General features: G+C 59.8%; 9 protein-coding genes. 1 reads left to right on the top strand and 8 read right to left on the bottom strand.

Features of this window, described 5'->3' with window-relative positions; translation table 11 throughout:
• Window positions 1-67: 67 nt before the first annotated feature.
• The 5 genes from H1B37_RS15735 to H1B37_RS15715 form a co-directional block, all read right to left on the bottom strand.
• A complete protein-coding gene (locus H1B37_RS15735; protein WP_182867613.1) occupies window positions 68-1,267 on the bottom strand; it encodes an HD domain-containing phosphohydrolase in 1,200 nt (399 codons plus the stop codon).
• A 160-nt stretch (window positions 1,268-1,427) separates the two neighbouring features.
• Window positions 1,428-3,608 carry a site-2 protease family protein gene (locus H1B37_RS15730; protein WP_182867612.1) on the bottom strand — a complete coding sequence of 727 codons (2,181 nt, stop codon included), beginning with the start codon at window positions 3,606-3,608 and terminating at the stop codon, window positions 1,428-1,430.
• On the bottom strand, window positions 3,593-5,482 hold the full coding sequence (locus tag H1B37_RS34430) for an efflux RND transporter periplasmic adaptor subunit (RefSeq protein ID WP_182867611.1): 1,890 nt from the start codon (window positions 5,480-5,482) through the stop codon (window positions 3,593-3,595). The genes H1B37_RS15730 and H1B37_RS34430 overlap by 16 nt, the downstream gene beginning before the upstream one ends.
• 6 nt (window positions 5,483-5,488) lie before the next feature.
• Window positions 5,489-6,322, bottom strand: coding sequence for an efflux RND transporter periplasmic adaptor subunit (locus H1B37_RS15720; protein ID WP_182867610.1), 834 nt, complete (start codon window positions 6,320-6,322; stop codon window positions 5,489-5,491).
• Between the two features lie 272 nt (window positions 6,323-6,594).
• Complete coding sequence (locus H1B37_RS15715) at window positions 6,595-8,916, bottom strand: peroxiredoxin family protein (RefSeq protein ID WP_182867609.1); 2,322 nt, start codon at window positions 8,914-8,916, stop codon at window positions 6,595-6,597.
• 255 nt (window positions 8,917-9,171) lie between these two features.
• On the opposite strand from H1B37_RS15715, the gene H1B37_RS15710 reads away from it, so the two are divergent.
• Entirely contained in the window at window positions 9,172-9,774 is a 603-nt protein-coding gene (locus tag H1B37_RS15710; RefSeq protein WP_182867608.1) for a hypothetical protein, read from the top strand.
• A 2-nt stretch (window positions 9,775-9,776) separates the two neighbouring features.
• Here H1B37_RS15710 and H1B37_RS15705 read toward each other — a convergent pair whose 3' ends face one another.
• From H1B37_RS15705 to H1B37_RS15695, 3 genes are all read right to left on the bottom strand, one after another.
• Window positions 9,777-11,309, bottom strand: a complete 1,533-nt coding sequence (locus H1B37_RS15705; protein ID WP_182867607.1) for a sulfatase family protein — start codon at window positions 11,307-11,309, stop codon at window positions 9,777-9,779.
• A 150-nt stretch (window positions 11,310-11,459) separates the two neighbouring features.
• The gene (locus tag H1B37_RS15700) at window positions 11,460-11,717 is read right to left on the bottom strand and encodes a DUF4404 family protein (protein WP_147866753.1); all 258 of its coding nucleotides are present in this window, start codon (window positions 11,715-11,717) and stop codon (window positions 11,460-11,462) included.
• A gap of 197 nt (window positions 11,718-11,914) precedes the next feature.
• Window positions 11,915-12,352: a CBS domain-containing protein gene (locus H1B37_RS15695; RefSeq protein WP_182867606.1), complete on the bottom strand. Its 438-nt coding sequence runs from the start codon at window positions 12,350-12,352 to the stop codon at window positions 11,915-11,917.
• Between the last annotated feature and the right edge of the window lie 26 nt (window positions 12,353-12,378).

Here is a 12,378-nt window from a genome sequence, read left to right as displayed (position 1 = left end):
CCGCATCAAGTTTTCGGATTGCGTTCGTCGCACGGGGAATCGCCTAAAGGCTAGACACCAACGTGCGCTATTGGTCGGCCAGGCTGACGACGATCTGGGAGACTTCGTCGATCCGCGCCAGGAAGGCGTCGAGGACTTTGGGATCGAAGTGCTTGCCGCGTTCCTTGCGCATGATTTCGATGCACTTTTCCAGCGGCAGGGCGTCTTTGTAGCAGCGTTTGCTGCTGAGTGCGTCGAAGACATCGGCGACGGCGGTGATCCGGCCGACGATCGGAATCTCTTCCCCGGCCAGTTGCTCGGGGTATCCGGTGCCGTCCCAACGTTCGTGGTGGGTCCTCGCGATCACCGACGCCATGCGCAACACGGGCGAGCGCGTCACGGGGCGACGGCTGTGCAACAAGAACGGTTCGCTTTCATCACTCGGCTGGGCTTTCAGTATTCGCTCGCCGAATTCACAGTGCCGCTTCATCAATTCGAATTCGTCGGTTGAGAGCCGCCCCGGTTTCAACAAAATCGAATCGGAGATGCCGATTTTGCCGGCGTCGTGAAGGATGGCGGCGTGTTCGATCAGTTCCGAATCGGATTCCGAACACCCCAATTCTCGTGCGATGATTCCCGCGAACCGTCCGACTCGAATGACATGGTTGCCGGTTTCTTGGTCGCGGTATTCGGCCGCACAGGCGAGTACATGGATGACTTCTTCGCGTGACTGGGCCAGATCGGCGGTCCGCTGGGCGACTTCGGCTTCGAGTCGTTTGGAATAGGCGGCCATCTGGTCGTGGTGTGCCTTGAGCACCAACGAGTTTCGCACCCGAGGCAACAACTCGGTCGGTTTGACCGGTTTATGCAAAAAGTCGGTCGCCCCCAGTTCCAACGCATCGATCTTGGTTTGTTCATCGGTCGACGCGGTCACGATCAGAACCGGCAGATGAGCCTGATCGGGGGCGTTGCGGATGGTCTCCAAGATGTCCAATCCCGTGACGTGCGGCATGACGACATCCAGGATCAAGATATCGGGCCGCGTCGATCGGACCAGATCGACCACCTCACGCGACTCGCTGGTCGTGACGAACTCGTGGTACCCCGCGCTGCGGAGATACTTTTGGATCAACTTGATGTTGATCGGTTCATCGTCGGCGATCATGACACGACCGGACTTCGTGCAGCCGGTCTCATTGGACCGCTGCGAAGTGGCGTGTGTCAGGGGGGCCGCGCCAGCCTGGGGGGCGGCAGCACCGGCCAACGTTGATGGAGTCGTCGCGTTCATCCGCTCTTGGGGTTACCTGGAAATCATCGCGAGAGCTGTGCCCGCAGGAAACCGTAAGTCAATCTGTCGACATTGCAGGTGATGGAATGAATTCGCATTGGGCTATCAATTTGGAATCTCAAACGGTGGCCGCAGTTTTGGCGCAACCCTCCCAAACGGATCAGCGATCTGCCGCCTGAACCGCCTGGGCGATCCACTCTCTCACCACCCGCCACAGGTGCGATCCGACGGTTCGGTCGAGTCCTCCGATGGAGACACGGGTTCGTTGCCCGCTGTGCAAATCGACGCCCTGGGACGCATCGAGCGGAACGATCGCTTCGAAGTGGGGCACCAGCAATTCGAACTGGGAATCGGATTGCGACGCATCATTGGAAACGCGTTTGACCGCCAGCGGGCCTCCGTTGGTGGCCAGCAACGACGGGTAATCCACTTCGGTCCGTGCCCGCGGAATGATCGTCGACAACGCAGAGGTTTGCGTCGCCTGTCCGGAGGCGCGAAACCGAACCACGGTACCGGACTGGTCACGAAACGGGTCGAATTTGTCCTGCGGGATCAGCAACCGAAGTTCCTTTTGCGATTCGTCTCCGATCACCAGCAACTCATCCCCCTGGGCGACATAGGTTCCTTGCAATTCCCGCAATCGTCTGCGGACCACGACGCCGGAACGGGGGGCGCGGACGACCAGGGAATCGATTTGTTCGGTCGTGTCTTGCAGCCGCTTGGTCAACGACTCCAACTCCGTCGCCTCGGCTTGTGCGGCGGCGTGTTTCCCCTGAAGCGTCTGCTGGCGTCTGCGCAACGTCGATTGTTGGATCTTTGTTTCCAACTGTTGGGCCTGGAGGACCAGTTCCGGGTTGCCAAGCGTCAACAGCTGCTCGCCCTCGCTAACCCACTGTCCCGTGTCGACATGGATTGCGTGGACGAAGCCCGGAACCTCGGCCCGCACCACTTCGTGCGGCGAATACTCCACGACCGCGTGGACCGGCGTCGCTCCCGGCCACGGCACCACCATCAACAAGACGGTGCCCATTGCCAGCGATCCGGCCGCGATCAGCATGAACCGTCGCCGCCCGGGCCTTGGGGCGTTGCGAACCGCCGAAATCCCCCGCCACGCCGGACCGCCGATCCAGCACACACCGGCGACCACCGCCAGCAGCGTTCCCAGCCCGTGAAACAGTTTCGTCGCGGCAAGCGTCAGCCCCAGACAAACAAAACCTTTCCAAAACAATGCCAGTGGTGCGTAAACACCGACCGCGGTCCGATAGCCCGGTGTCCATTGCGGCTGTTTGACCTCCCCGCCAAAAAACAGGCATCGCAGCCGGCGCCGCAGGTGGTTCTGGCTGTCCGTGTACAGGTTCGGCGTGCGGGCCCAGTCGATCAGCACAAAGTAGCCGTCAAACTTCATTAGCGGATTGGCATTGAACACCAACGTCGCGACGCCGGCCGAGAGCATCACACTGGTGCAAACGTGTCGGATCGACGGCGAATCGACGAAATACCAAATCAACATCGCGATCGCGGCGACCAGCAATTCCAGATAGATCCCCGCCGACGCGACGTGAATGCGTTGCCAGCGGCGACGGAACCGCCATACCGAGCTGACGTCGACGTAGGCCAGCGGAGCCAACAAGATCAACAGCACGCCCATCTCGCCGACGTCACCCCCGTAGCGTTTGCAAACGATCGCATGAGCAAATTCGTGAATCACTTTCAAGCCGACCGTGACAACCAGCAACAGCGACAGCGACGAGGGTTCAAACAGATAGTGTGTCGATGCCGCCAGTTGACCCCAATGCGCGAGCGCCAAGCAGCCGCTGATCAGCATCACCAGGACCCCCAACACGGTCGCGGGCACCGAGAAGATCCATCCCGCATACTTCACCAACGTTTCGACCAGGCGATCGGGATGCAGCAGGGGGATTCGGATCGCGATCGGATTGATGCGTTGCTTGATTCGATCCGACTTGGATTTTTCGGCTGATCGATGGAGCCGTGCCGACGACTTGGACGAATCGGTGTGGGCCAATTGGTTGTCGATCAACCAGCGGCACAGGTCGGCCGCATCGTCCTCGGACATTCGATGGTCCGGGTAGTGTTCGCACACGTCCCGATAGGCCTGAGCGACCGTTCGCGAGTCGGTCAGACGACTTGCCAGCGCGTATTCGATCCGGCCGAGACGATAAAACGCCCCCGCGAGTGGATCTTCGACGACGACATGGGGCTGACGTGCATCCTCACACGGCGTCACTCGCAAATCCTGGCGAAACACCACCGACGTCGTGCTTTGGTCGCTGGCAAAATGCTGCTGGTCGTCCGACATGGCGTCTACCACCAGAACCATTGTGCAACGGCTTCGACGGGGCGGTGAAACCAAACCCAACCGAGCGGACGACGGCCACAGTCGATTTTCAGGGTCCCTTTCATCCCCGGACGCAGCAACTGTTGCTCGTTGGGCAACGTGCACTGGGCGATGAACACGTTTTCCTCATCACGAATCTCGCTGCGTGGATGGACGAGTTCAATCCGCGCGTCCCAGCTGCGATCCGGATACGCCTTGAGCCGCAGTTGGGCGGTTTGGTCTTGGTGGACGTAAGCGATCCGGTCGTCTCTGACGGATGCTTCAATGATCATTTCGTCCAGCGGTGCGATCTCAAACAGTGACTGTCCGGTCGTCAGTGGGGCGCCCTTGGCACGCTTCAAATCCCCCGCAACGACCATCCCGTCGACGGGGCTGCGCAACTGCAATTCACTCAAACGCAGGTCCAGCAGATTCAGTTCGGATCGCAGGGCGTCGATTTCCAGCTGTGCGATTCGCTGGTCGGCGTAGGCCCGTGACGCCTGGGCGGCATCGCGTTTTTTGACGGCCTGGTCGTGATCGGCTTGCAGCGAGTCGCGTTTCCATTTCAATTCCCGGCCGTCCAACATTGCCAGCAGATCCCCCTGGTGGACAACGTCTCCCGGTGCGACGAAACACTCTTTCAGCGTCGCATCGAAGGGGGCCGCAACGAAACGCTTGGTTCGCGGTTCGACTCGCACGTCACAGGTTTCGCGGTGGGCAATGGGAATGAACAGGGAAGCCAGCAGCAGAACGCCGGCCGCGATGGCAAGGCTGCCGCCGCGTGATTTCACGGCACGGCTCAATCGATGAGTCACCTGAGACCAGCGCCGTGATTCCTGTGCACTCAAGACGGCGCCGAGCGAGTTTTGCGCCGCCTGTAAAAACTGCCGAACCGGCTGGACCGAACGATCCGAATCGATGACGGCCAACAACACCGCGCGGGGTCGTTGGGACGAATCGCCCAACGGCACCACCAAGACGGTGGCGGCGTGTTGGCGGGCTAGCTCGGCGGCGTTGCGTGCCGCGTCGTGTCCGCCGGAGGCCGAATCGGCCATCGTGATCGTCCGCGAGAGCAACGCTTCGTCCATCGCGTTCTCGATCAATCGGGTTTGGGAGGTCGTGGCATCGATTCGAGTCGAATCGCTGAGCGCCGCCAGCCGGCAACTTCGTGCCCCCGTCGACGTCACCCCGATCGCCGCCCGCCGCAATTGCAAGTGATCGGCCAGTTCCGTCGCGATCACCTGGCAGGCCTCGTTGCGGTCCTCGGTCGCCAACGCAAGCGTCAACAGTTCAACGGTCGCGGCGGCATCGGACGCGAGTTCCGCCTGCCGTTGCAGACGATCGCGAAGACGATAAACGGCAAACTGTTCGGTCAGCCGAAGGACGGTTTGTGTGAAACGCTGCAGGTCGTCGGGCAACACAACGATCAGCCCCAGCACTTCCGGCGAATCCCCTGCCGTCGTGATCGGAAACGCAACAATGATGCGTTCGGGGGAGAGTTGACGTCGAGAGTGAACCTGGCCACTGATGGCGGTTTGTTGACAGACCGATGTCAGCTGTGCCAACTGCGATTGGGCGTTTCGGTCGCTCGGATCCAAACGCAGCGGCCGGGGATGATTCGGCTGGTTGTTCGCATCGACGTCAAACAGCACGGCCGCGATGAGGTCCGAGAGTTCGTCCAGGCGTTGCAACAATCTCTGATGGGCGTCCGGGAGGTTGGTGGCCGAGTCGAACGGAGAGGTCGATCGAGAAACACCGGCGACGTCGGAGGTGTGCCGACACGGTGTATCAAGGTTCGGTGCAGCAAGGTTCGATCTGGCGCCGACCAGGATCGGATTGTCGGCGTTGGTGCCGCTGTTGGAGATCTCGGTCGCCACGGTTGCTCAATCCTTCAATTGGATCGCGCAGCGGGCGCCGCTGCGGATCGACCCGTCGGCATTGCCGATCGCAATTTTGACCAACACGGTTCCGCTTTCGGCGTCGGTCACCGGCGAAATGAAGTGGACTTTTCCGGAGGTCGTTTGGCCTGATTCGGGGAATTGCAATTCGATTTCTTGTCCCGTCGTCAGCTGTTCGGCTTGGGAGCCCAGCAGTGCAAAATTGGCCAGCAAGGTGTCCAATTGAACCAGGGTGATGACCTCGGGCTTGTTGGGCGCAACGAACTCGCCGGGCTCCTTGTGCAACTCGGTGACGATCCCCGTGACCGGGGCGTGGATCACACGTCGACTCATTTGGGTCAGCAGACGGTCGTGTTCCAGTCGCCGCGTTTCCATCTCTTCGACGACGCTGCGCAGATTTGCCTCGGCAACCTTGTATTCTTTCGCGGCGCGGTGCAGTTCGGCTTGGCGGGCATGTCCCGATTTGCGCAGCGACTCGATTTTTTCCAGCCGTGCGGACGTCAGTTCGACCTCCGCCTTGGCGGCATCGAGCCTGCCTTGGGCGTTCATCTGTTGCTTGGCGACCTCGATCTGGGCCAGGTGAACCTGACTGTTCAGCCGCAACAGCGGTTGGCCTTGTTCGATCGTCTGGCCTAGCTGGACCAACACCTCGGCGACCGTACCGGTTTCATCCGAGGCGACTTCGATGGTTCGAACCGGTTCGGTGTACCCCTGGACTTCGGTCGCGAGGGAAGACCGACAGGCCAGTGCGACGACGGCGATCAAAACGGACTGGAACGAGAGCAATCGCAGGTCAGCGGAACGGTGGCTGGATTTCATGGCGTCGCGCAAAGCAGGAAGGGTGCCGGTGGGAATGCAAGGTCTGGCTGCATGAAACAGCTCGCCCAAGGCAAGTTTAGGACACCATTAAGCGACAAAACCCGAGAAAATACATCGCGGCCATCGCTCCCCGCGAGAGGCTAACCCGGGCTGGTGTCCAGGCTTTAGCCGCACTCCCTCGCTGCTTCGCTCGCTAGAGCGTGAGAAACGTCGGGGATCCTCCTTCTGGCGAACGTGGCTACGTTTGACGGGTGATGCCCAGGCGATGGCTGTCACTGCCCGGTGGGCAATGCCAACAACCGCTTGGACTCTTCCAACAAAAACTCGGCGTCCATGAACGGTTCGTAGCTGATGTCTTGCCAACGCACGCGTCCTTGTGGGTCGATCAAGAAGGTTCCGTGCAAGGGTTGGTCTTCGAAATCGTCCCAGCAACGAAAGGTTTTGAACACCTGTTGCTCGCCATCGGAATACAAGGGCAAGTCGAGTTTCTTGTCAAAGGCCTTGATCCCGGTCATCAAGTCCTCGGTCGACTCCGTGCTGATGCCGACCAGATCGATGCCTGCTTTGCGAAACGCATCGGTGTGCGGCGAAAATTCGTGCAATTGTTCGACGCAGTGCAAGCAGCCGAAACCGAGGTAGAAGATCAGGATTTTGGGGCGGTTGCCCAGTTCGACGTCCGTGACGACATCCCCCTCGGGCGTTTTCGCTTGCCACGATTCGCTGATGTACGGTTGCCAGCGGAACGGCCCCAGTTCGTCCAGGGCAGGCCGCTCGCCGAGGTCGTTCGCCGGGACGGGCTTCTTGCGCCAATCCGCATCGGCGCCGGCGGATTCAGCCACGTCCGACAGCGCAGCCAGCAAGGGTGTGTTCAGGTCCGCTTCGGCGGCGACGGTTCGCAGTTCTTCAAACCGTTTTTTCGCTTGGTCCTGTTTGCCGTCTTTCCACAGCAGGTCGACCAGAACGGCCAGCGGGCGGACTTCCGACGGCCCCGATTTGACGGCCCGCTCGGCCGCCTTGATGCCGGCGGCACGGTCACCGGCCATCCCCAGCCACCGTGCCTCGGTGGTCGCATCGAGTTTGGCGGCCTTGAGATGCTTGTTCAGCTGCGCAACGTCCTTGCGTTTGACCGCCGCCGCTGCCGCGACTCGGGCGATGACCTTGCGCACTGACTCGAGTTCCTTCTTCAATTCCTTTGATGTTTCGTCATCGGCGGTTTCATCTTCGGCGGACTTCTTTTCGGCGGTGTCCAGCAGGCGGGATTGCAACTCGATTCGCCGACGTTGTAGTTTTCGAAGCGTTTTCGCACCGTCGGGTTTGGCTCCCGTCATGAACTGTGCGACGCCCAGCCAGCCGAGTTCATCTTGTCGCGTTTCTTCATGCTCGGTCGGCGGCAAGTACTGGCCGCCCAATTCATCGATCAGCTGTTGCCACAATCCGAAACTGGTCAACGTTTGCACCAGGCGTTGCCGGCCGTATTTATAGCTGCCGCGTTTCTCCAGCGAGTTGTACTTGGGGTGCCGCGGTAAGGAGACCAGATTTCGGGCCAGATCGACGGCATCGTCGACCCGTCCGACGTGAATCAGATTACGGACCAGCCATTCGTTGTTGTGCGCAAAGTTGTGAATCTGGTCAGGCATCAACCGCGTGCGAATCATGTGCGAATGATCGACACGTGCCGAGGCTTCTTGTTGCCAGGCCGCATCGGAATAGCGTTTCAATTTGGAATAGATGTGGCCGGGCATGTGCCACATGTGGGCGATGCCCGGACTGGACGGACCGCACTGGGCCGCCGAGACCAACGCATTTTCCGGACGTGCCGAATCCCACAGGTGGATTCGATAGTGATGAGCCGGATGAGCGGGATTGGCGGCAAAGATTTCCGCCAGCAATGCTTCGACGGCATAGCGGCTGGTCAGTTTGACGCCGTAGCGGTCCCCCATCCACAGCTGGACGACCAGGAACGCTTTGGCCTCGATGTCGTCGGGATACTCGTGCAGGATCTTTTCCAGATCGGCGATGTAGCGTTCGCCACGTTTCTTCTTTGCTTCCTTCTCGCGATCCTTGCGGTCTTTCGATGGCTCGTCGTCGTTGTCCGATTCGTTCTGCTTGGGCAGAAAACGATCGAGAGCATCGATATAAAGTTTCTCTCGCTTGGACGTGTTTTTCGCTGATTTCTCTTTGGCCTCGTCGATAAATCCGCGGGCCCGGTCGTCGTTGTTGACGTTGGCCATCGCCATGCCCCAGAACGCGATCGCCAGCTCGGGATCCTCCTTGGCGGCCTGGCGGAAGGAGCGTTCGGCTTCCAGATACCAAAACCCGTGCAACTGCGCGATACCTTGTTCGATAAACCCCTGGGCCGCTTCGGACTTAGTCGACGTGGGGAACTCGATCTTCGCCATCCCCGGCATCATCACCGCGGCTTGGCGTGGGCCTTCGTTAAAGGCTTCGCCGTGGTAACTGTGACCGGCGGCCACCGAGTCGGCGGCCGCAGAGTCGGTCGCTGCAGAGTCGGTCGCCGCAGAGTCGGCGGCATCGAGGTCCGCAGCAATCCAACCGAGGAGCACAACGAGACAGAAAATTCGAAAAACAGACATGGGTGCGTGTAGGCGATCGAGGTGGGGTTTCGGGGGCGGGATTCGAATTGTAGTGCAACCGACTGCCGAATTCATTTTCTTACCTCCAAAATCTTCTTGCCAATCCTTTGAGTGTCGCGTCGGGAAGACGTCGCAACCGATGCCGGTGCCGTCTGGGCATTGGTCCAGCGGGGGGCGACGAAAGAGGCTTGATGGGCGGCGGGCGATGGTTCACGATGGAACGGTGGGACCACTTTTTTCTTCGTGAACGATCCGATGACCGAATCGATTTCGAAAGTCGCCGAGCGCGCGGGGCAATTCTTCATGGGGCAATCACCGATTCATCAGGCGATGCTGCGTCTGACCAAAGCTCTCGGCGAAATGAAAATCCCCTTCGCCATCGCCGGCGCGATGGCCGCCAACGCTCACGGTCACCGGCGGACGACAGCCGATATCGACATCCTGATCCGCGATGAGGATCTGCAGAAATTCAAACAGCAGTACATCGGTCGCGGTTGGATCAACAAATTCGAGGGTTCAAAGAATTTTCGCGACGCGGTGTGCGCGGTGGACATCGACGCGCTGATCGTCGGCCGTTACCCCGGCGACGGCTTACCCAAGCCGGTCGCCTTCCCCGAACCGGAACGCGTCTGGGAGGTCAAGGAAGACGGGATCCCGTTTGTTTCGTTGAAGACCTTGCTGGAGTTGAAACTGGCCAGCGGCATGACGGCTCCACATCGGCCAAGAGACTTTGATGACGTGATCCAGTTGGTTCGAGCCAACGACCTGCCCCAAGACTACGCCGAGACCTTGGAGCCCTACGTTGCCGAAAAATTCGGCGAGCTATGGCAGGCGGCTCAGATCAGCGACGAGCACTAACGTCACTCGTACTTCCACTTCAAGATCCAGGGGTCGTCAAACTCCTGTTGCATCGCTTTCAGTTTCGCTTTGTATTTTTCCAACACATCGGCGTGGCCTGCGCTGGTCGCCAGGTTGGTTGATTCATTGGGGTCGGTTCGCATGTCGTACAATTCGAACTCGGGACGCTGGACGTAGCGCCCGACCGTCATCTGGCCGTAGGGGGCATCTTCGCCCTTGGCCAATTGGGCTTGCCAGCTGCTGGCGGCCCACAGATCCGAAGCGAACGGATAGGGAAGCGGGTGGGCGATGTTCCAGATCAATTTGAAATCCTGGTCGCGAACGACACGCATCGGATAGTACATCTGGATCTCGTGAAACGTATGCGACGCCATGATGGTTTCATGGTGCGGTTGGTCGGGGTTGGCCAACACAGGCATCCAGGACTTGCCATGGTACGACACAAACGGTTTGTTTCCATTGCGGTTTTCCTTGAGTGCTTCGCCACGCTGCTTCCAAAACTTGTTGGCGTTCAAGGGGTTCTTGGGACCGTTGGTTTCGGGATCCAAGCCGCCGGCGAAGTCGAGCAGGCTGGGGGTGATGTCGATGTGGCTGACCAGCGAATCGGACTGAACACCTCGCTCGGGCTGATACGGATCGCGTACGACGAACGGGACCCGCAAACCGCCTTCGTAAACCGTCGTCTTTCCACCGGCAAACGCCATCCCGTGATCGCTTGTGAAGACGATCATGGTTTTGTCGTACAGGTCGGCTTCCTTCAAGATCTGGACCAGTCGCGCGACGCCGGAATCGATTCGCGAGCATGACTGATAGTACTGCGCCAGCTCTTCACGCGTTTCGGGCGTGTCGGGCAAGAACGGCGGGACGGTGACGTCGGCGGGATCAAAGAAGACTTCCTCGACACCGGGAAAGGAGCCCCGATTCGGTTTATTGCCGAACAGGTTGGGTTTCAATTCCGATTCGCTGCTTCGATCGACCCCGCCGCCGCGGTGGGGGTCGGAGGTCGCGAAGTACAGGAAGAACGGGCGATCATCTTCGCTGTCGGTCAGGAACGCTTTCGACGTTTCCGCCATCTCGACCGCGTTTCGCGAGTTGGCGTTCAGGTAGGTTTCGAATTGATAGACCGTCTCCGGGGCGACGTGGTACTTGCCGATCTGGGCGGTGCGGTAACCGGCTCGCTGCATCACCCGCGGCAGGGCCAGCGAGACGACGTCGTGAAAGGAGGCGAATTTGTGATAATGATGTTGGTGCCCGAACTGTCCGTTGCGGTGATTGTGCAAGCCGCTCATCACCACGCTGCGACTGGCACTGCAGGAGGCGGTTGTGGCAAACGCGTTGCGAAACACCATGCCGTCGGCGGCCACGGCGTCGATCGCCGGAGTCTTCGCGGCCGGGTCGCCGTAACACCCCAACGTCGGGCTCTCATCGTCGGTGATGATGAAGATGACGTTCCGCTCGGCGGCGAAACCGGCCGTTGTCAGCAAGAGTGACGAAGTGAGGACGGTGAGGAGGCAAAGCGAGATTCGGGCGAGCATCGGAGGTTGGCGTGGGCGGGTGCGAAAGGGGGAAACCGAAGGCTCGATATTCTAGTCGAATCCGCAGCGTCGAGTGAGCGAGTGGCCGGCGGAGGTGTGGTTTCGACGTGGCCGCTCGCTGACGCTTCCCGCCGGCGAGTGTTGGACGATCTAAATCCCCATCTGGGCCAGCATGTCGGCGATCCGGCCGACGGTCCGGGTGAGCACCGGATGAGACTCCTGGAACGCTTCGGTTTGCTCTTGCAATCGTTTAGCCAGTGAGGCCGAATCCACCTCTTGTTCGTCCAACGTGCTGGAGATCTCTTCGGCGGCCCGCCGCAGCCGCTCCGCCTCGTCTGGCTCCAGGGTCTCGATCGACTCCAAGGCCGTGTGGAGTTGTCGGAGGGCTTCTTCGAGTTCGTTTCGCATCGCTGGTTTTCTTTCTCGCCGAATTGCTCATCACTGCTGGCCCCGAGGGGCGCGGCCGGGGAAAAGGGGTCAGGTACCAAAAATGCGAAGCACCCTTCGGGCCATTTGGTTTTTGGTACCTGACCCCTTTTCCGCTCGACAAACGCAACCCGGAAATTTAACGCTGACAAAGCATGAGGGGCCTGAACCCTATTAGACTATTCCGGGAATGCGTCTGCAAATTCCCCCAGGATATCCATGGTCGAAATGATCCCGACCAAGCGGCCGTTGTCATCCAGCACCGGCAGGTGATGGATTTGGTCCTTCAGCATCGTGCGGACGGCTTTCAGGATGGTGGCCTTGGCGTCGACCGTGCAAACCGATTCGCTCATGAAGGATTGAATCGATTCGCTGCCCATGCTGTGGATCAACTTCTCGACCAAAAAGCGTTGGCTGGCTGGATCGGCATGGTCCAGTTCGTAGACGTCGTCGTCCACATCGCGGGTCATGTCCACCAAGTCCGACGTCGACAGGATTCCGACACAGTGGTCGTCGTTGTCGACCACCGGCAGCGTGGAGACACGATTCTCTTCCATCAGAATCAACGCTTCGTGAATCGTTCCGGCCGCGTTAATCGTGACCACATCGCGATTCATGATGTCTTTGATGGGTCGGGAATAAA

It is taken from the genome of Stieleria mannarensis, from assembly GCF_014154935.1.
GTDB lineage: Bacteria > Planctomycetota > Planctomycetia > Pirellulales > Pirellulaceae > Stieleria > Stieleria mannarensis.
Note: the sequence above shows the minus strand (reverse complement) of the source record. Positions and strands in the feature narration are given on the sequence as shown.